The sequence below is a fragment of the Mycolicibacterium sp. SMGY-1XX genome (assembly GCF_059132455.1).
The window spans coordinates 4,448,524-4,468,721 of record NZ_CP101139.1; the positions used below are offsets into that span (position 1 = coordinate 4,448,524).

The window sequence follows — 20,198 nt, forward strand, 5'->3', positions numbered from 1 at the left end:
CTCGAATCAACCCCGCAGGCGCGCCGATGACACGCGGGTGAATTTGTCGAAGCCCCGGATTCACCCGGGGCCGAGCGCACGCTCTTGTACAGAAATTGCCGCGTGTCGGCGGACAAACACGCTCGCTCGGCCTATTTGACGGTGGGTAGGTCGGGGCTGGACACGTCATAGGTGCGGCCGGGTTGCGTCAGCAGCGCGGCCAGCTTGTCGGCCTTCTCCTGGGTCCGGTCCTCGGTCCCCCACACCACGACCCGCCCATCGGTCAGGGTCAGCGTGATCGACGCCACCGACGGCGCCGCGACACGCGCCACCTGGCCGGCGACCTCGGGGCGCAACGCGGTCAGCACCGCCAGCGCGGCCTGCGTGGGCAGGTCGTTGGGCGCCGGGTGCTCCACATCGAGGTACGGCAGCGTCAGCGGCGCCGGACCGGTGGCGAAATCGACACCGTCGCGGTCGTAGAGATGCGGCCCGTCGGGAAAGTCCTTCACCGCGATCGGGATCCGCTCGACGATGGTGATCCGCAGCGTCGACGGGTACTCGCGCTGCACCCGCGCGCTGGCGACGCGCCGGATCGCGGCCACCCGTTCGGCGACGACGTCGGTATTGATCTGCAGCAGCGGCGTCCCGGGGCGGACCTGCGCGACGTCGACCACCTCTTCGCGGGTGAGCTCGCCGGTACCGACCACCACGATGTCGCGTGCCGACATCAGCGGCGTGAAATACAGGATCAACCCCAGCGCGGTACCCACCAGTGCCAGCAGCACCGTCCACAGCACGACTTTCAGGCCGCGGACCGTGCCGCGGCGCGGCGATTTGTTCTCCACCACGGCCGCACCGAGCACCTTGCGCTTGGCCTCGCGGCGAGCCTCCTCGATCGCCTTGGCCCTGGCCTCGGCTTCCCGGCGTTCGGCGCGTTCCCGGCGGGCACGCCGGCGCGGCCCCTCCAGGTCTTCGGTGTCCTCCGGCGCTTCCGACTCGGCCTGCGGCGCTTCGGGATCGTCGGGTTGGCTCACTGGCCTGCCCGCAGCTGCAGTTCGGTCACGATCTCGGGGCCCAGCATGGTGACGTCCCCGGCGCCCATCGTCACGATGACGTCACCGGGACGGGCCACCTCGGCCACCGTGCGCGCCACCGCCGACAGATCCGGCACGTAGGTCACCGGCACACTGACATGCTCGGCCACCGTCGCTCCGCTGACGCCGGGCATCGGCTGCTCACGCGCGGCGTACACATCGAGCACGAAGGCCCGGTCGGCACCGTCCAGGGCGGCACCGAAATCGGCGGCGAAAGTCTTTGTGCGCGAATACAAATGGGGCTGGAAGACACCGATCACCCGGCCGCCGCCACCGTGCTCGGTGACGGTCTGCAGCGCGGCCAGCACGGCCCGCACCTCCGTCGGGTGATGCGCGTAGTCATCAAAGACCCTGATGCCGTTGGCGGTGCCGACGAGCTCGAACCGGCGCCGCACTCCCTCGAAACCGGCCAGGCCGTCGAGCACGTCGTCGACCGGTGCCCCCACCTCGCGGGCGGCCAGCACCGCGGCCAGCGCGTTGAGTGCCATGTGCCGGCCCGGCACCGACAGCCGCATCGCACGCGGACCCGGCTCCCCCGCCAACTGGATCTCGGCGACCGCACCCGTGCCCTGTTGCTGCCAGTTCAGCAGCGTGGCCTCCAGGTCACCGGCGGTTCCGTACCGCAGCACCCGCACGCCCGCGGCCTGTGCCCGCGTCGCCAGCGCAGCAGCGCCCGGGTCATCGGTGCACACCACCAGCGCCCCGCCGGCGACGATGCGGTCGACGAACTGGTCGAACACCGCGCTGTAGGCCTCCTCGGTGCCGAAGAAGTCGAGGTGGTCGGCCTCGATATTGGTGACCACGGCGACATTCGGGGTGTATTCGAGCAGCGAGGCATCACTCTCGTCGGCCTCGGCGACGAAACAGCTGCCGCTGCCGTGGTGGGCGTTGGTGCCGGATTCGCCGAGCTCACCACCGACGGCGAAGGACGGGTCGAAGCCGCAGTGCTGCAGGGCCACGATGAGCATCGAGGTGGTACTCGTCTTGCCGTGGGTGCCGCTGACCAGCACAGTGGTGTGCCCGGCCATCAGCTTGGCCAGCACCACCGGCCGCAACACAACCGGTATGCCGCGCCGGTGTGCTTCGACCAGTTCGGGGTTGGTCTTCGGGATGGCCGCGTGGGTGGTGATGACGGAGGTCGGCCCACCGGGCAGCATATCCAGCGCGGACGCGTCGTGCCCGATCCGGATCTGCGCGCCGCGGGCCCGCAGCGCCAGTACCCCGCGGGACTCCTTGGCATCCGAACCGGACACCTGGGCACCGCGGTCCAGCAGTATCCGGGCGATGCCGGACATGCCGGCCCCGCCGATGCCCACCATGTGGACCCGGCGCAGCTCCTCGGGCAGCGGCACGCTCACCGGCGGCCCGCCCGCGCCACCTCGAGCGCGACGGCGGCCACCCGCTCGGCCGCATCACGATGTCCGACCCGCGCGGCCGCGACCGTCATCGCCGAGAGCCGCGCCGGGTCGGTGAGCAGCCCGCCCACCACGTCGGCCACGAATTCCGGCGTCAACTCGGCATCGCTGATCATCAGGCCGCCGCCGGCCCTGACCACCGGCAGCGCGTTGAGGCGTTGCTCGCCGTTGCCGATGGGCAGCGGGACGTACACCGCGGGCAGGCCCACCGCCGACACCTCGGCCACGGTCATGGCACCGGACCGGCAGATGGCCAGGTCGGCGGCCGCGTAGGCCAGATCCATCCGGTTCAGGTAGGGCACCGCGACGTAGGGCGGGTCATTCGGGCCGGGGGTGCGCAACTCGAGAGTGTTCTTGGCCCCATGGGCGTGCAGCACGGCGACACCACGGTCGGCGAGTGCACCCGCGGCCGCCGAGACCGCGCGGTTCAGTGAGGCCGCACCCTGGGAGCCGCCGAACACCAGCAGTACCGGGGTCTGTTCGGCGAACCCGAAATGGGCTCTGGCCTCGGCCCGCAGCGCAGCCCGGTCCAGTGTGGTGATGGCCGCCCGAACCGGCACACCCACCACTTCGGCGTGCCGCAGACCGGAGTCGGGCACCGCTGAGAGCACCCGCCGCGCCGAACGCGCTCCGACCTTGTTGGCGATCCCCGCGCTGGCGTTGGCTTCGTGGACCACCACCGGCACCCGGCGCCGGCGTACCCCGCCGCGGGCGGCCAGATAGGCAGGCAGCGCGACGTAGCCGCCGAAACCGATCACCACATCGGCGTCGACGTCGTCGAGCACGTGGCGGGTCTGCCGGACGGCCCGGCGCACCCGGATCGGCAGTTTGACCAGATCGCCGGTGGGTTTGCGCGGCAGCGGCACCGGCGTGATGAGTTCGAGGTGGTAACCGCGCTCGGGCACCAGCCGGGTCTCCAGACCCCGCGCGGTGCCCAGGGCGGTGATGCGGATCCGCGGATCGAGCGCTGTCAGCGCGTCAGCGACCGCCATGGCGGGCTCGACGTGGCCGGCCGTCCCCCCACCGGCGAGCACCACCGAGATGGGGGCGCCGTCGGCCGGTCCTGTGACCGAGTCGTTCACCCGTATCGTCGTCTTTCCAACTACCGGCGCCTTTCCAAGGATCGGCGCCCTTCCGCCATCGCATGTGACCGCCCGCTTCGGGCGCGGGCCGGGGCCTCCGGCACCCTACGCCGTTGGCCGCCTCCATGATGCCCTGTGCGCCGACGTGACCCATCACTCACCGCGCTTTTCTTGACCGCCTTGCGAGCCGGCTTGCGGGCAGCGGACTGCTGCGGCCTGCTGGCCTTGGGCGCCGACTTGCCGCCGCTGCGAGACCTGAGCCGGTCCCGCAGCGCCTCCACCCGGGTGGGCACATACGGCTCGGGCAGCGGCAGCCGCAGCAGGCGGTTCATCCTGTCGTCTCGGCCCGCCCGCAGCGCCGCCACCGCCTCCGGCTCGTGCCGGGCCGCGTTGGCCATGATGCCGATCATCAGAAGTGTTGTCGACGTTGATGTTCCACCCGCGGAGATCAGTGGCAACTGCAGGCCGGTGACGGGCAGCAGGCCGATGACGTAGCCCACGTTGATGAACACCTGGGACAGGATCCACAGCGTGGCGGTGGCGGTGAGCAGACGCAGGAACGGGTCGACCGACCGGCTGGCGATGCGGGTGCCGGTGTAGGCGAACAGCGCGAAGAGCAACAGCAGCCCGAAGGCGCCGACGAACCCGAGTTCCTCGCCGATGATCGCGAAGATGAAGTCGTTGTGCGCATTGGGCAGGTAGTTCCATTTCGCGGCACCCTGTCCCAGGCCGTCGCCGAACACTCCCCCGTTGGCCAGCGCGAACCGGGCCTGCCGGGCCTGGTAACCGGAACCCTGGGCGTCGGCGCTGGGATCGAGCCAGGACTGCACCCGGGCGGAGCGGTAGCCCTCGACCATGGCCAGCACAGCCGCGGCACTGATCACCGAGATCAGCGAGGTGACGAACACTTTCAGCGGCAGACCTGCGTACCAGAGCAGGCCCAGCAGGATGATGCCCATCGACACGCTCTGCCCGAGGTCGGGCTGGGCCAGGATCAGCGCCAGCGCGATCACCGCGCCCGGCACCAGCGGCACCAGCATCTCCTTGAGCGACGCGCGTTCCAGGCGCCGGGTGGCCAGCAGGTGGGCACCCCAGATGGCGAAGGCGATCTTGGCCAGCTCGGAAGGCTGCATCGAGAAGCCCGACACCACGAACCAGCCGCGAGAACCGTTGGCCACCTTGCCGATTCCCGGGATGAGCACCAGAACCAGGAGAACGATCGTGAACGCGAAGCCGGGGAAGGCCAGCCGTCGCATCAGGTTCACCGGCATCCGCAGCGCCGCGTAGAACGCGACCAGCCCGATCACCGTCCAGAGCACCTGCTTGGCGAACACCGCCCACGGCGAGCCGTCGGAGTCGTAGGAGTACACCCCCGACGCCGAGAGCACCATGATCAGGCCCAGGGTGATCAGCAGCCCCGTGATCGCGACGATGAGGTGAAACGACGTCATGGGACGCGACAGCCAGGAGCCGAATTTCGTCTTCGCCAGCCGGGCGGTCGCTCTCGCGCTCCGGGTCTGGTTGTCGTCTTTGGCGATGACGGGGGTGGGTTCGGTGTCGGCAGTGTCCGCGGTGTCGCCCGGGACGGCGTGATCGGTGTCGGTGGCGGGCCGCTCGCTGTTCCGCCACCGGGTCAGGATGCTGGCCATCAGCGAGTTACCCGGTGACGGCGCGGACGGCGCCGGCGAAGGCGTTGCCGCGGTCGGCGTAGCCGGCGAACTGGTCGAACGAGGCGCCCGCCGGGGCCAGCAGCACGGTGTCGCCGGGTTGGGCGAGGTCGCGGGCGGCGGCGACGACCTCCGTCATCACGCGCGCCCCCAGGGAGGCCTCGGACGTGCCGGATGCGACCGCGGCACTGATCACACGAGTCACAGATGGCACATTCGTCTCTTGAACAACAGGGGCCCCTTGCACCCCAGCATCCTCCCCCGTCACAACCTCTACGACGGGGACATCGGGCGCGTGTCGGGATATCGCCTCGGCGAGCACGGCCCGGTCGCGGCCCAGGAGGATCACCCCGGCCAGTCGATCGGCGACATTGCGCACCGTCTGGTCCACCGAGGCACCTTTGAGCAGGCCACCGGCCACCCAGATGACCCGGGGGTAGGCCAGCACCGACGCTTCGGCGGCATGCGGATTGGTGGCCTTGGAATCATCGACGAAGGTCACGCCGTCCACCGTCGCGATCACCTCGGCCCGGTGCCGGCCCACCCGGAACCCGGCCAGCGCCTCCGCGATCGCAGCGCCCGGCACGTCGACCGCCCGCGCCAGCGCCGCCGCCGCCAGCGCGTTGAGCACCCCCACGGGCCCGGCGACGGTGATGCTGTCGGCGCGGGCCAGCGCGGTGCCCGACGAATCGACGAGCCACCCGTCACGAACCCCGAACTCACCGGGGCCGGGCGCGCCGAGTCGGAAGCCGATCTTGACCGGGGCGGCCGCGGCGTCCAGCAGCCCGGCGGCGATCGGGTCATCGAGGCCGACGACCGCGACCCGGCCGTCGAGCACCTTTGCCTTCGCCTGCGCGTAATGCTCGAGTGAGCCGTGCCAGTCCAGGTGGTCCTCGGCGATGTTGAGCACCACCCCGGCCTCCGGCCGCAGCGACGACGACCAATGCAGCTGGAAGCTGGAAGCTTCGACGGCCAGCAACTCCGACGGCTGATCCAGCACGTCGAGCACGGGGTCGCCGATGTTGCCGCACAACAGACTGCGCCGGCCCGCGGCGGTCAGCATCGCCTGCAGCATCGAGGTGGTGGTGGTCTTGCCGTTGGTACCGGTGACCACCAGCCATTTCCGCGGCGGGCCGTAGCGACCGGACTGATCCAGCCGCCACGCCAATTCGACATCCCCCCACACCGGCACCCCCGCGGCGGCGGCCGCGGTCAGCACCGGCGCCACCGGCGGCAGCCCCGGGCTGGTCACCACCAACGCATAGTCCGCGATGTGGTCCACGGCGGAATCGGCATCGAGCACCCGCACCCCGTCGAACGCGAAGGGCTCCAGCGCCATGGGCCGGTCGTCGGTCAGGTCGGCCAGCGCTCCCAGCGGGGTCAGCGCCTTGAGCACCGCCTTCCCGGTGACGCCGGCGCCGACCACCAGGACACGGGCGCCGGGACCCAGCGGGTGCAGGTCCTCGGGCACGTCAGGCACCGATCGCTGCGCCATCAGGCGCCGATGGCGCTGAGCCACTCGCCGTAGAACAGCGCCACACCCAGACCGCAGGCGATCGCCGTCAGCAGCCAGAACCGGATGATCACCGTCGTCTCGGCCCAGCCCACCAGCTCGAAATGGTGATGGAAGGGCGCCATGCGGAAAACCCGCCGCCCCGTCGTGCGGAACGCCATGATCTGCACCACCACCGAGACGATCTCGGCGACGAACAGGGCGCCGAGCACCACGGCCAGCACCTCGGTCTTGCTGGTCACCGAGATGCCGGCGATGATGCCGCCGAGTGCCAGCGAACCGGTGTCGCCCATGAAGATCTTGGCCGGCGCGGCATTCCACCACAGGAAGCCGATACACGCGCCGGCGGTGGCCGCGGCCACGATCGCCAGGTCCAGCGGATCACGCACGTTGTAACAGCCCAGGCCCGGCGAGGTGGCGCACGCGTTGCGGTACTGCCAGAACGTGATCAGCACGTACGCCGCCGACACCATCCCCATGGACCCGGCGGCCAGCCCGTCCAGCCCGTCGGTGAAGTTCACCGCGTTGGACCAGGCGCTGACCAGCACCACCACGAACAGGATGAACACCAGCGGCGGCAGCGTCACGGTGGCGATCTCGCGGACATAGGACAGTTCCGTGCTGCCGGGAGTCAGGCCGTCGCCGTTGCGGAACCACAGCACCAGCACCCCGAACAGCACCGCGGCGGCGATCTGCCCCACCGTCTTGGCGGTCTTGTTCAGCCCGAGGTTGCGGGCCCGGCGCAGCTTGATCATGTCGTCCATGAACCCGACCAGCCCCAGCGCCGTGGCCAGCCCGAGTACCAGCAGACCGGAGGCCGACGGCCCCTCGCCGTCGAGCGCCACCCCCACCAGGTGGGTGCCGAGATACCCGACCCAGATACCGGCCAGGATGGCCACTCCGCCCATCGACGGGGTGCCGCGCTTGGTCTTGTGGCTGGGCGGGCCGTCCTCCCGGATCTCGTGGCCCAGGCCCTGCCGGTTGAACAGCCGGATCAGCCACGGCGTGAGCAGGATCGACACCGCCAGCGACAGGCCGACGGTGATCAGGATCAGTCTCATCGAGAAGGTTCCCCCGCCGCCGGACCGGACAACAAGCGCTCGGCCAGCGCGGCCAGCCCGGACGAGTTGGAGGCCTTCACCAGGACCACGTCACCAGCAGCCAGCTCGGCCTGCAACAGCTCCAGGGCCGCCTCGGCATCGGCCACCTGCGTGGACTCGGCACCCCACGATCCCTCCATGACCGCACCGTGGTGCATGGCGCTCATTGACCTCCCGGTTCCGACGACGATGAGTCGACTGACATCTAATCGCACGACGAGCCGGCCGATGCGATCGTGCTCGGAAATGGCGTCCTCGCCCAGTTCGGCCATCTCGCCGAGGACCGCGAAACTCCTCCTGCGCTGTCCGCCGTTGCGCGCCATCCAGGCCAGCGCCTGCAGACCGGCGCGCATCGAATCGGGATTGGCGTTGTAGGCATCGTTGATGACGGTCACGCCGTCGGTGCGGGTGGTGACCGCCATCCGCGCTTTGGAGACCGGCCCGGCCGCAGACAACGCGGCGGCCACCTGCTCGACGGTGGCACCGCACTCGAGTGCGACGGCGGCCGCGCACAGCGCGTTGGACACCTGGTGGTCGCCGTGCACCGCCAGCTGGATCGCCACGGTGCCGGCCGGGCTGTGCAGGGTGAAGCTGGGTCTGGCCTCGGCATCGAGGACCACGTCGTCGGCCCAGACATCCGCGGCGGCGCCGCGGCCCACCCGCACCACCCGGGCCGCGGTCTTGTCGGCCATCGCGGCCACCACGGTGTCGTCGGCGTTGAGCACCACCACACCGGAGGCCGGAACTGCCTGCGGCAACTCGGCTTTGGTGTCGGCGATGGCTTGCCGGGAGCCGAACTCGCCGAGGTGGGCGGTGCCGACGTTGAGCACCACCGCGATCTGGGGCGGTGCGATGGCGGCCAGCGCCGCGATGTTGCCGGGGTGTCGCGCCGACATCTCCAGGATCAGGTAGTCGGTGGACTCGTCGGCCCGCAGCACCGTCCACGGATGGCCCAGCTCGTTGTTGAACGACCCCGGCGGGGCCACCACCTGACCCAACGGCGTGAGCACCGCGGCCAGCAGGTCCTTGGTGGACGTCTTGCCGGAGGACCCGGTGACGCCGACGATGGTGAGTCCCCCGGCGACCAGGCGCCGGGCCACCTCGGCGGCCAGCCGTCCGAGCGCCGCCAGCACCGCGGCCCCGGAGCCGTCGGCGTCGTGTTCGAGCACGCCGGCACTGCCGTCCCCCAGTTGCGGTGTCACCACGATGGCGGGCACACCGACCGGGCGCGCCGCCAGTACCGCGACCGCACCCGCCGCCACCGCCGCTGCGGCGAAGTCATGGCCATCGCTGCGCGCACCGGGCAACGCCAGGAACAACGACCCTGCGGCCACTGCGCGCGAATCGAATTCGACCGTGCCGGTGACGACGGTGGCGGCGGCGTCGGCGGCACTGATATCGGCGAGTTCCCCACCGGTGATCTCGGCGATCTCGGCCAGCGAAAGCTCGATCACGAGACGGTCCCCAAACGCCCGAGGGCCTCCAGCGCGCGCGCCAGCTCGTCGCGGTCGTCGAACGGGCGGGTCTGTCCACCAGCGGTCTGGCCGGACTCGTGACCTTTCCCGGCGACCAGCACGACATCGCCGGGGCGGGCCCAGCTCACCGCGTGCGCGATGGCCGCGGCCCGGTCACCGATCTCCACCACCTCGGCTCCGCCGACGGCTCCGGCGAGGATCTCCGCGCGGATGGCGGCGGGCTCCTCGTCGCGGGGATTGTCGTCAGTGATCACCACGAGGTCGGCGAGTTCGGCGGCCACCGCACCCATGGGTGCGCGCTTGCCGGCATCACGGTTACCGCCGGCACCGAACACCACCGCCAGGCGGCCCGCCGGATTCTGGGTGCGCAGGGTCTGCAGCACCGCGTGCAGCGCACCCGGCTTGTGGGCGTAGTCGACGAGCGCCAGGAACCCCTGGCCCCGGTCGATGGGCTCCAGCCGGCCGGGCACCGTCGCGTCCCGCAATCCGGGCGCCGCCTGCTCCGGCGCCACGCCCACGGTGTCGAGAACCGCCAGCGCGACAAGGCAATTGGCGATGTTGTAGCCACCGGGCAGGCGCAACCCAATGCGGTGGTGCACACCGGCGGGATCACACACCGTGAACTCCTGCGCCCCGTCGGGCAGGTGCACCACCTCGGAGACCGTCCAGTCGGCGGCACCGGTGGTGCTGACCGTCACCGGATCGTGCGCCCGCGCGGCCATCGCACGGCCGGCGTCGTCATCGACGCAGATCACCGACCGACGGGCGTGCACCCCCGAAGCCGGGTCGAACAGGCGGGCCTTGGCTTCGAAGTAGTCGGCCATCGTGGGGTGGTAGTCGAGGTGGTCGCGGGAGAGGTTGGTGAAGCCACCGACGGCGTAGTGCACCCCGTCGACCCGGCCCTGCGACAGCGCGTGGCTGGACACCTCCATCACCGCGGTGTCGACGCCACGCTCGGCCATCAACGCCAGCAGCGCCTGCAGCGCCGGCGCCTCCGGGGTGGTCAGCGAGCTCGGCACATCGACACCGGCGATCCGGATTCCGACGGTGCCGATCAGTCCGGCGGTGCGGCCGGCCGCCCGCAGGCCGGCCTCGATCAGATAGGTGGTGGTGGTCTTTCCCGAGGTGCCGGTGACCCCGATGACCGACACCGTGTCCGACGGCCTGCCGTACACCTCGGCAGCCAGCCGGCCCAGGACCGTGCGGGGGTGTGCGTGCAGCAGCACCGGAACCCCGGCGTCGCGGGCCACGGCCAGACCGGCGTCGTCGGTCAGTACCGCCACGGCACCCCGGGACACCGCGTCGCCGATGTAGCGGGCCCCGTGCGCCCTGGTTCCGGCCAGTGCGGCGAACAGGTCACCCGGCTGGGCGTCCTGGGCTCGCAGCGTCACCCCGTGCACGGTGACGTCGGGCACCTCGGCGTCGGTGCCGAGAGACGCCGCCAGCTCAGCCAGTGGAACGCCGGTGGTGGTTCCGGGTCGCAACGGGCTCGACACGGTCTTCACCTCCGTTCGCGCCGTGGTCAGCCTTGACACCCTACTAAGCCGCTGCGGCGGCGTCGGGCATGGCGGGCTCGGTCAGTCAGGTCTGGCGCAGCACCAGCGGTGGGCCGGGATCCGGCGACAGCGGCACGTTTTCACGCTGCAGCAGCCAGGACGCGATGTTGTGGAACAGCGGCGCCGCCGAGGAACCGGGCGACCCGTCGGCCGCACGATGCGGCGCATCCATCATGATCCCGACGATGTAGCGCGGGTCGTCGACGGTGACCATCCCGGCGAAGGTGATCCAGTAGACGTCGCTGAAGTAGCAGCCGCAGGCCGGGTTGATCTGCTGCGCCGTGCCGGTCTTGCCGGCCACCTGGTAGCCCTCCACGGCGGCCTGCGGCCCGGTGCCCTGCTGGACGCCCATCGGGTCGCGCTGCACGACGGCGCGGAACATGTTGCGGGTGACCTGCGCCGTCTGCGGCGAGACCACCCGGATGCCCTCGGGGCGCGGTTCTTCGGTCGTGGTGCCGTCGGCGGCGATGGTGGCCTTGATGATGCGCGGCGGGATGCGCACCCCGTCGTTGGCGATGGCCTGGTACATACCCGCCATCTGCAGCAGGCTCATCGACAGGCCCTGGCCGATGGGCAGGTTGGAGAACGAGCTGCCCGACCACTGGTCGATGGGCGGCACCAGCCCGGAGGTCTCACCGGGCAATCCGACTCCGGTGCGCTGGCCCAGCCCGAACTTGGTGAGCATCTCGGCGAACTTCTCCGGGCCGATGCGCTGCGCCAGCATCAGCGTCCCGACGTTGGACGACTTCCCGAAGACGCCGGTGGTGGTGTAGGGCTCGACGCCGTGGCTCCAGGCGTCGCCGACGGTGACGCCGCCCATGTTGATCGAGCCGGGTACCTGCAGCACCTCGTCGGGGTTGGTGAGGCCGAGTTCGATGGCGGTGGCCGCGGTGATGATCTTGTTCACCGACCCCGGTTCGAACGGCGAGGACACCGCCGGGTTGCCCAACTGCCGGTTCTCCTGGCGGCCGATGTCCTGGCTCGGGTCGAAGGTGTTGTCGTTGGCCATCGCCAGTACCTCGGAGGTCTTGGCGTCGAGGACGACGGCCGAGACGTTCTTGGCGCCGGATGCGTCCTTGGCGAGCTGCACCTGCTGCTGGACGTAGAACTGGATGTCGTCGTCGATGGTGAGCTGCACCGTCGAACCGTCCACCGCGTCGTGGCGGTTGCGGTAGCTGCCCGGGATCACCACGCCGTCGGAGCCGCGGTCATAGGTCACCGAGCCGTCGGTTCCGGCCAGCACCGAGTCCATCGAATCCTCGAGCCCCAGCAGTCCGTGACCGTCCCAGTCGATACCGCCGACCATGTTGGCGGCCAGCGATCCGCCGGGGTACTGGCGCAGATCCTGGCGCTCCGACCCCACCTCGGGGAATTTGTCCATGATGGCCGTGGCCACCGCCGGGTCCACCGCGCGCGCCAGATAGACGAAGGATTCGTTGCTTCGCAGCTTGCGCAGCACCGTCGCCATGTCGGGCCGCCCGTCCAGCCGCGCGGACACCTCCTTGGCGATGTCGCGCAGGCGGGTCTGCGGGTCGGGGGCCTCCGGCGATTTCGCCCGCGCCTCCTCGAGTTGTTCGCGGATACGCACCGGCTGGAACGTCAGGGCCCGCGCCTCGATGGTGAAGGCCAGCTTGTCGAAGTTGCGGTCGACGATGGCGCCGCGCAGGGCCTGCTGGACGTCGGTGACCTTCAACTGCCCGGCGGCCTCGGCGCGCAGCCCCGCCGCTTGCGGCACCTGCAGGTTGAACAGCTGCGCCGCCGCCACCGCGATCAGCACGCCGATCGCGATGTTGCCGGTGCGGCGACGAAAGGCGAATCCCGACGTCTTGCCCGAGCCGGTGGTCGCCGGGGCACCGCCGGCTTCGGCCGGCAGGCGGGTACGACGACGGCGCGCCGAGTGACCCTGTTGCGGCGCAGTGGCTTTCGGCGCACGTGCGGCCGTCCGGCTCACCTTGGCGCTGCGGGTCTTCTCGGTGGTGTCCTTTGCCGGTTTGTTCGCCTTGGCACGCCTCACGCCGGGGCTCCCGGCGGGGCCGGAGCGGGAGCCGGCGGCGGCACGATCGCGGGGTCCGCCGCCAACGGCGCCACGGGGTCGGCCAACGGCGCCACGGGGCCGGGCAGTGGACCGGTGACCGGACCGGGCGCCGGGCCGGTGACGGGGCCGGGGCTGGGCCGCCGGCCAGCGGTTCGGCCGGCGGGCCCGCCGGTGCATGGTCGGTCCCGGCCGGGGCGCCGGGGACCGGGATCCGGACGGGTACCTCGGGGCCGGCGGGAAGTGTGGCAGCCGGCGCGCCGGGCGTGCCGGCCGCGCTAGGCGTACCCGGTGTGCCCGAGATACGCACGGGGCGTTCCGGATTGCCGGGATCCTGCGCGGCGGTGACCGCCTGGGGCCGGGGCGCGGGGGTGTTCTCGGGCAGCGGGGTGTTCAGGGGCGGCGGAGGTGCGCCCTCGGCCGGCTTGGGGGTGCCCACCACCATCCAGTTGCCTGCGGGGTCCTGCACCAGGTGCGCGGTGTCACGGGACGGGATCATCCCAAGCCCGCGCGCCGCTTCGGCCAGCGCGGGCGCCGCCTGGGCCTCCAACACGTCGCGTTCGAGGGCCTCTTTCTGTTGCAGCAGCGCTTCATTGGTCTGCTTGGCGCTGCCCAGCTGGTAGGACCGTTCGGCGGCATCGGTGGACAACCACAGTGTCACCCCCAGACCGACGCCCAGGGCCCCGATCACCAGGACCACGAACGGGACGCGGGCGGCCAGTGCCTGCGGACGCAGGTCGATGGTCTCCAGCCGGGTGATGATCCGCTGACGCAGCGGAACACGAACCACCTTCGGCGCCTTGGCCTTCCGGGCCTTGGCGCGCGCCTTGGCCTGGCTGGCGTTCTTGGCCGGCGCGGGACGGCGGACCGGTGTGGTGGCAGGCGCATGCCCGGGCGGGGTGCCGAGACCGCGCGGTTCGCGGCCGGGCGCACGGCCGCGGGTGGCCTTGGCGCCCTTGGTCTTACGCGTGCGGGCCGGTTCAGCCGGGGTGCGCGGCTTCTTGTCCTTGCCCTTGGGCTCGGACTTGGTGTCCGGGCGGCCACGACGCCGGTCGGCACTGCGGATGACGATCTCGTCGTCAGGGTGCTGCGCCTTCGGACTGCTGCTGCGCTTGGTTTTCATCACCGCACCCTCCCTGTCAGTCGCTCTACCGCGCGCAGCCGGACCGCGGCGCTACGTGGATTACGGTCGATCTCGTCGGCGTCGGCGCGTTCGGCACCTCGCGTCAACGACCCGAATTCCGGTTCGTGCCCTGGAAGTTCGACAGGCAGGCCCGGCGGGGTGCGGCTGGCCGTGGCCTCGGCGAAAACGCTCTTGACGATGCGGTCCTCCAGAGACTGGTAGGCCATCACCACCACACGACCGCCCGGCCGCAGCGCCGCGAGCGCGGCGGGTAACGCCGCGCGCAGCGAATCGAGTTCGGCGTTGACGGCCACCCGCAGCGCCTGGAAAGTGCGCTTGGCCGGATGCCCGCCGGTGCGCCGCGCCGGCGCCGGGATGGCGTCGTAGAGCAGTTCGACCAGGTCGCCCGTGCTCACGAACGGCTGGCGCTGCCGGCGGCGGATCACCTCTTTGGCGATCTTGCTGGCGAACTTCTCTTCGCCGAACTCCCGCAGGATCGCCGTCAGCGGTCCATGGTCGTAGGTGTTGAGGATGTCGGCGGCCGTCAGCGGCAGATCAGGATCCATCCGCATGTCCAACGGGGCGTCGGCGGAGTAGGAGAATCCCCGCTCGGTGCGGTCCAGCTGCATCGACGACACACCGAGGTCGAAGAGCACCCCGTCCACCGAATCGAATGCGGCATAACCGGATTCGGTCAGCGCGTCGGCGATGCCGTCGTAGCGGGTGCGGACCAGTGTCACCCGCTCACCGAAGCGGGCCAACCGGCCACCGGCGATCTCGAGTGCGGAGGGATCACGGTCCAGCCCGACGGCGCGCAGCCCGGGCAGATCGGTCAACAGTCGTTCGGTGTGACCGCCCGCTCCCAGAGTGGCGTCCACGTAGACCGCGCCCGACCCGTCGGCGGCGCGTGCGGTCAGCGCCGGGGCGAGCAGCTCGACACACCGGTCGAGGAGAACCGGGATGTGCCCGTACTCGGCTCCCCCGGGACCTCCGCCCCGATTTTCGTCCGCCACCGCGACACCGCTTCCTGTTGTTCTGCACACCGACATCCGGCGGAGCGGGCGGACGGCCCTTGCCTCCAGGTCCCTGTCCGAGAGCGAGAACCTGGCGTTGGGGAAGTACGCCAGGGTCGGCTCGGGCAGAGGCCACGAGGCACGGGCACGTGCCGGCTCACATTCCGGATGGGCCTCCCAATCAGATGATGTCGCTGAGTGCTTCATCGCTGGCCGCGGAGAAGTTCTCTTCGTGTAGCTGCTGGTAGTCCTGCCAGGCCTGGGCGTCCCAGATCTCCAGGTAGTCGACGGAGCCGATGACCACACACTCCTTCGACAGACCGGCGTAGCGCCGGTGGTCGGCGGACAGGGTGATCCGGCCTTGTGCGTCCGGGTGCTGCTCGTCGGTGCCCGCCGCCAGGTGGCGCAGGAAGGCCCGGGCATCGGGGTTGCTGCGCGACGCCTGCGCAGCCCGGCGAGCCACCTGCTCGAACTCCGCACGCGGGTAGACGGCAAGGCTGTGATCTTGGCTCTTGGTGACCATCAACCCTCCTGCCAGTGCGTCGCGGAACTTGGCGGGCAGTGTCAGCCGCCCCTTGTCGTCGAGCTTGGGCGTGTAGGTGCCGAGAAACACTCGTCACCTCCAGGCCCCGCGGTTCGGATCCCGTCCTCTCCAACGTCAGCCACGATACCCCACAATCCCCCACTTTTCTCCATCTGTTGCCACTTTGAGAGTGTCGCGCCCCACCCCGCTCCCCAAACGGCCCCCCGCCAGCGCCGGGCGGGGTCGACGAAGAGACCTGCGCGTCTCACCTCAAGGAGAGAAAGAGCAGGTCAGCCGTGTGTAGGCAACAAAAAAGGCCCCTAGTGGGGCCTTGTGGGGGAAGCGGGGGGCGGGACCAGGCCCGGCGCGCGGGTTCAGGCGCGCCGGTTCAGCTCACTGGTCGAAGCGGCGACGGAAACGGTCCTCCATCCGGCTGGTGAACGAACCACCGCCGCCCTTGGACTTCTTCTGACGATTCGCGCCACCGGGGGCCGGGGCCGACTTGTCCTTGCCGACGCCACGCGGACCGGTGATGGCGTACACGACGCCGCCGAACATCACGATGAATCCGATGACGGACAGGATCGGGAAACCACCGATCATGGTCGCCTTGAACGCGACGCCGCACACCAGCATCGCCAGACCGATCACGAAGAGCGCGGCACCCTGCAGTCGGCGGCGAGCGGACGGGGCGCGAAGATTGCCGCCGCGGACACTGGAAGCGAACTTCGGGTCCTCGGCGTAGAGAGCGCTCTCGATCTGGTCGAGCATGCGCTGCTCATGATCGGAGAGTGGCATTCGTCCCTCCTTGCCGGCGCGGCGGGTCATGACCGAGGGGCCGGTGGGCCTCTCTTGTGGTCGGAGTGGTGCGGGTGTGTACAACTAGTTGCCCGCTTTTGCGAGCTGCTAACAACGATGATACGAGGTGAATCTGAGCCGTACCACCTAGTTCGCCTTCCGATTGTATGACTTACGACATCTGTGAGATGCACTCCCCTCACCGAAGATAATGAGTTCGTCAGGGAAACTCGGTTCGTCGAGTGAAACCACCAACGAAGAACGACGCCGCGACGGCTACCGGAGGACATCGAGCATTGGCGACATATCTCATCGACCTGTCGCCCGACGCCATGCGCCACCGCCTCGGGGACGCGCTCAGCGTGTACGTCGATGCCATGCGCTACCCCCGCGGGACGGAGGACCAGCGCGCGTCGATGTGGCTGGAACACACCCGCAGAAAGGGCTGGAAAGCCGTGGCCGCCGTCGAGGTCGACGCCGAGCCCTCCGCGGAGCCGGCCGACCCGGATTTCACCTCGGCGCCCCTGCTGGGGGTGGCCTACGGGTATTGCGGCGCACCGGACCAGTGGTGGCAGCAGCAGGTGGTGCAGGGACTGCGCCGCGCCGGACGCAGCGCCACCGAGATCAATGACCTGATGAGCAGCTATTTCGAACTCACCGAACTGCACATCAACCCACCGGCGCAGGGCCGCGGCCTGGGTGAGGCGCTGGCCCGCCGACTGCTCGCCGGCCGGGCCGAAGCCCACGTGCTGCTGTCGACACCGGAGATCAACGGCGAAGCCAACCGGGCGTGGCGGCTGTACCGCAGGCTCGGCTTCACCGACGTGATCCGCGGCTATCACTTCGCCGGCGACCCGCGGGCGTTCGCGATCCTCGGCCGCGATCTTCCCCTCTAGCGGGGAGTCCACCGCCCCGGTCTGGCACGATGACCCGGTGCGCAGGCCACAACACCCCCGCCGGATCCGGATGCTCGCCCTGGCCGTCCTGCTCCTGGTGGTCGCTCCCCTGGCGGTCGGATGCGTCAAGGTGCGCACCACGCTCACCGTCTCCCCCGACGACCTGGTGTCCGGGCAGATCATCGCCGCGGCGAAACCGGCCGACGATCAGGACAAGGGCCCGCAGTTCTCGTCCAACGTGCCGTTCTCGCAGAAGGTCGCGATCAGCGACTACACCGACAACGACGGGTATGTGGGCTCGGAGGCGGTGTTCTCCAACCTCAGCTTCGCCGAGGTGCCGCAGCTGGCCAACATCAACCCCGACGCCGCGGGCGTCGACCTGTCCTTCCGCCGCGCCGGCAACCTGGTGATCCTCGAAGGCCGCGTGGACCTGACCTCGCTCACCGACCAGGAAGCCGAGGTGGAACTGACCGTGTCGTTCCCCGGCGAGATCACCTCCACCAACGGCAACCGCATCGACACCGACATCGTGGAGTGGAAACTCAAGCCGGGAATCGTCAACACCATGAGCGCGCAGGCTCGCTACACCGACCCGAGCACCCGCTCGTTCACCGGAGGGGCGCTGGTGCTGGGCATCTCGTCGCTGGTGGTCGCGGGCCTGGTGGGGCTGCTGGCCTGGATGGCCAGGGACCGCTCACCGCGGTTCAACAACCGCTAGTCAGACCTTCGCCATCAGGCCCAGGTTGGCCAGCACCTCACCGGTGGCCCGGGCGAAGTTCAGCGTGCAGAAGTGCAGACACGGCGCGCCTTCGGCGATCAGCCGGGCGCTCATCTCGGTGGCCAGTTCGATGCCGACCTTGCGGACCTCATCGCGGTCCTCCTCGGGACCGGAGCCCGCGGCGGCGGTCAGCCGGTCCAGTAGCGCCGGCGGGATCTGCGAGCCGGCCAGCTCACACTGCCGGCGCAGCACCCGCAGCGACGTGATGGGCATGAGCCCGGGGATCAGCGGTTTGGCGCCCTGCTCGGGGTCGGCGGCCACCACCCGGTCACGCAGACGCAGGTAGTCGTCGACGTCGAAGAACATCTGGGTGATGGAGTACTCGGCGCCGGCCCGCAGCTTGCCCACCAGGTTGGCGGTGTCCTGCTCGAGGTCGACCGCACGAGGATGACCCTCGGGGAACGAGGCCACCCCGACGTGGAAGTCACCGAGCCCGCGCACCATCTCGACCATCTCGACGGCGTACTCGAGGCCCTCGGGGTGCTTGACCCACTCTTCGTGCACCCCGCCCTGCGGATCACCGCGCAACACCAGCACGTTCTGGATACCGCGGTCGGCGTAGGCGCCGATCATCGCGCGCAGCTCGCCCACCGAGTGCCCGACGGCGGTCAGGTGCGCAACCGGCAGCAGCGTGGTGGACTCCGCCAGCTGGCCGACGACACGGACGGTGCGGTCACGGGTGGAGCCGCCCGCGCCGTAGGTGACCGACACGAACGCCGGTCCCATCGGTTCGAAGATCCTGGCCGCGCGCCACAGACGCGCCTCGGCGGCGGCGTCCCGCGGCGGGTAGAACTCCACGGAGAACGGCACCCGGTCGCTGCCGACCTGGGCGATCCGGTCCACGACCGATGTCGTGCTGCTACCGGCACTCCTGGTTTTCACCCACCCAGCATAAGTGCGGCCGGGAGCCGTCGGCGCGCCCGCGCGACACCACACCGGTGGTCTGAGTCACGCGAACGGACGCCGACGCTCTACCCTTGTATGCGCTCGGGGGACTGCACACCGGATGCGAGCCTGCAAGCAGGAGAAAGGGGCGCCGCGCTGAGCGTCGAAGTCGCGGCACCGACAGCTATGGAGCTGGCCGGCGCCGTCACCGAGCAATTGCGGCTTTACCTGCGGGAACGCCGGGAAGCCGCCGCGTACATCGGCACCGATTACGACGGGCTGATCGCTGCGCTGGAGGAATTCGTGCTGCGCGGCGGCAAGCGGCTGCGCCCACTGTTCGCCTACTGGGGCTGGCGGGCGGTGGCACCCGACCAAAGCGGTGACGCCGCCAAGACCCTGGACCCCGACGTTCTGCGCCTCTTCGGCGCGCTGGAACTGCTGCAGGCGTGCGCCCTGGTCCACGACGACGTGATCGACGCGTCGGCCACGCGCCGCGGCTGGCCCACCGTGCACGTCCACTTCACCGACCTGCACCGCCAACAGAGCTGGCGTGGATCCGCCGGCCAGTTCGGGCTGTCGGCGGCGATCCTGCTCGGGGACCTGTCGTTGTGCTGGGCGGACGACATCATCGCCACCGCTCCCCTGTCCGTGGACGCACACCGCCGGGTGCGGCGCGTCTGGTCGGACATCCGCACCGAGGTGCTCGGCGGCCAGTACCTGGACATCGTGAACGAGTCCAGCGGCGACGAGTCCATCGAATCGGCCATGAAGGTCAACACCTTCAAGACCGCCTCCTACACCATCGCCCGCCCGCTGCAGCTGGGTGCGGCCGCGGCCGCTGACCGGCCCGACGTACAGGCCATCTTCCACGAGGTCGGCAACGATCTGGGCGTGGCGTTCCAGCTGCGCGACGACGTGCTCGGTGTGTTCGGCGACCCGGCGGTCACCGGTAAGCCGTCCGGTGATGACCTGCGCTCCGGGAAGCGCACCGTGCTGCTGGCCGAAGCGGTGGAACGCTCCGGGAAATCGGATCCCCTCGCCGCCGAACTGCTGCGCACCTCGGTGGGCACCGAACTGACCGAACCCCAGGTTCGGGAGCTGTGTCAGGTGATCGAGTCGGTGGGTGCGCTGGCCGCGGTGGAAGCCCGCATCGAGACGTTGACGCGCCGGGCCACCGACATGCTGGCGACGGCGCCGATCAGCGAGCAGGCGAAGATCGGTCTGGCCGAACTCGCCAGATTGGTCTCCAACCGGTCGGCCTGAGCAGCT

16 protein-coding genes and 1 pseudogene are annotated in these 20,198 nt (G+C 70.3%); 3 read left to right on the forward strand and 14 right to left on the reverse strand.

The window, feature by feature from the left end:
• Positions 1-131: 131 nt before the first annotated feature.
• From NL241_RS21450 to NL241_RS21510, 13 genes and pseudogenes are all read right to left on the reverse strand, one after another.
• Positions 132-1,013: a cell division protein FtsQ/DivIB gene (locus tag NL241_RS21450; protein WP_487696804.1), complete on the reverse strand. Its 882-nt coding sequence runs from the start codon at positions 1,011-1,013 to the stop codon at positions 132-134.
• A complete protein-coding gene (murC, locus tag NL241_RS21455) occupies positions 1,010-2,392 on the reverse strand; it encodes a UDP-N-acetylmuramate--L-alanine ligase (RefSeq protein ID WP_487696837.1) in 1,383 nt (460 codons plus the stop codon). The genes NL241_RS21450 and murC overlap by 4 nt, the downstream gene beginning before the upstream one ends.
• 35 nt (positions 2,393-2,427) lie before the next feature.
• Positions 2,428-3,570, reverse strand: coding sequence for an undecaprenyldiphospho-muramoylpentapeptide beta-N-acetylglucosaminyltransferase (murG, locus tag NL241_RS21460; protein WP_494394978.1), 1,143 nt, complete (start codon positions 3,568-3,570; stop codon positions 2,428-2,430).
• A 20-nt stretch (positions 3,571-3,590) separates the two neighbouring features.
• Positions 3,591-5,219, reverse strand: coding sequence for a putative lipid II flippase FtsW (gene ftsW / locus NL241_RS21465; protein ID WP_487696803.1), 1,629 nt, complete (start codon positions 5,217-5,219; stop codon positions 3,591-3,593).
• Positions 5,220-5,226: 7 nt separating this feature from the next.
• Positions 5,227-6,717: a UDP-N-acetylmuramoyl-L-alanine--D-glutamate ligase gene (gene murD, locus NL241_RS21470; RefSeq protein WP_494398358.1), complete on the reverse strand. Its 1,491-nt coding sequence runs from the start codon at positions 6,715-6,717 to the stop codon at positions 5,227-5,229.
• 14 nt (positions 6,718-6,731) lie between these two features.
• Positions 6,732-7,811: a phospho-N-acetylmuramoyl-pentapeptide-transferase gene (gene mraY / locus NL241_RS21475; RefSeq protein WP_487696802.1), complete on the reverse strand. Its 1,080-nt coding sequence runs from the start codon at positions 7,809-7,811 to the stop codon at positions 6,732-6,734.
• On the reverse strand, positions 7,808-9,304 hold the full coding sequence (locus NL241_RS21480) for a UDP-N-acetylmuramoyl-tripeptide--D-alanyl-D-alanine ligase (RefSeq protein WP_494394979.1): 1,497 nt from the start codon (positions 9,302-9,304) through the stop codon (positions 7,808-7,810). The genes mraY and NL241_RS21480 overlap by 4 nt, the downstream gene beginning before the upstream one ends.
• Entirely contained in the window at positions 9,301-10,821 is a 1,521-nt protein-coding gene (locus NL241_RS21485) for a UDP-N-acetylmuramoyl-L-alanyl-D-glutamate--2,6-diaminopimelate ligase (RefSeq protein WP_487696800.1), read from the reverse strand. Before NL241_RS21485 ends, NL241_RS21480 begins: the two co-directional genes overlap by 4 nt.
• Before the next feature lie 85 nt (positions 10,822-10,906).
• The gene (locus tag NL241_RS21490; protein WP_494394980.1) at positions 10,907-12,895 is read right to left on the reverse strand and encodes a peptidoglycan D,D-transpeptidase FtsI family protein; all 1,989 of its coding nucleotides are present in this window, start codon (positions 12,893-12,895) and stop codon (positions 10,907-10,909) included.
• A pseudogene (gene ftsL / locus NL241_RS21495) lies at positions 12,892-14,036 on the reverse strand (cell division protein FtsL). Before ftsL ends, NL241_RS21490 begins: the two are co-directional and overlap by 4 nt.
• Complete coding sequence (gene rsmH, locus NL241_RS21500; RefSeq protein WP_487696842.1) at positions 14,036-15,256, reverse strand: 16S rRNA (cytosine(1402)-N(4))-methyltransferase RsmH; 1,221 nt, start codon at positions 15,254-15,256, stop codon at positions 14,036-14,038. The pseudogene ftsL and the gene rsmH overlap by 1 nt, the downstream one beginning before the upstream one ends.
• Complete coding sequence (gene mraZ / locus NL241_RS21505) at positions 15,231-15,662, reverse strand: division/cell wall cluster transcriptional repressor MraZ (RefSeq protein WP_487696843.1); 432 nt, start codon at positions 15,660-15,662, stop codon at positions 15,231-15,233. The genes rsmH and mraZ overlap by 26 nt, the downstream gene beginning before the upstream one ends.
• A 303-nt stretch (positions 15,663-15,965) precedes the next feature.
• A complete protein-coding gene (locus NL241_RS21510) occupies positions 15,966-16,370 on the reverse strand; it encodes an SCO2097 family morphological protein (protein ID WP_487696844.1) in 405 nt (134 codons plus the stop codon).
• Between the two features lie 296 nt (positions 16,371-16,666).
• On the opposite strand from NL241_RS21510, the gene NL241_RS21515 reads away from it, so the two are divergent.
• Positions 16,667-17,266 carry a GNAT family N-acetyltransferase gene (locus tag NL241_RS21515; protein WP_487696845.1) on the forward strand — a complete coding sequence of 200 codons (600 nt, stop codon included), beginning with the start codon at positions 16,667-16,669 and terminating at the stop codon, positions 17,264-17,266.
• A 70-nt stretch (positions 17,267-17,336) separates the two neighbouring features.
• A complete protein-coding gene (locus NL241_RS21520; RefSeq protein ID WP_487696886.1) occupies positions 17,337-17,984 on the forward strand; it encodes a DUF3153 domain-containing protein in 648 nt (215 codons plus the stop codon).
• On the opposite strand, the gene NL241_RS21525 is transcribed toward NL241_RS21520, so the two are convergent.
• Positions 17,985-18,887, reverse strand: a complete 903-nt coding sequence (locus NL241_RS21525; protein ID WP_487696887.1) for a methylenetetrahydrofolate reductase — start codon at positions 18,885-18,887, stop codon at positions 17,985-17,987. It lies immediately after the preceding gene.
• Between the two features lie 228 nt (positions 18,888-19,115).
• On the opposite strand from NL241_RS21525, the gene idsA2 reads away from it, so the two are divergent.
• Complete coding sequence (gene idsA2, locus NL241_RS21530) at positions 19,116-20,192, forward strand: bifunctional (2E,6E)-farnesyl/geranyl diphosphate synthase (protein ID WP_487696889.1); 1,077 nt, start codon at positions 19,116-19,118, stop codon at positions 20,190-20,192.
• Positions 20,193-20,198 lie beyond the last annotated feature (6 nt).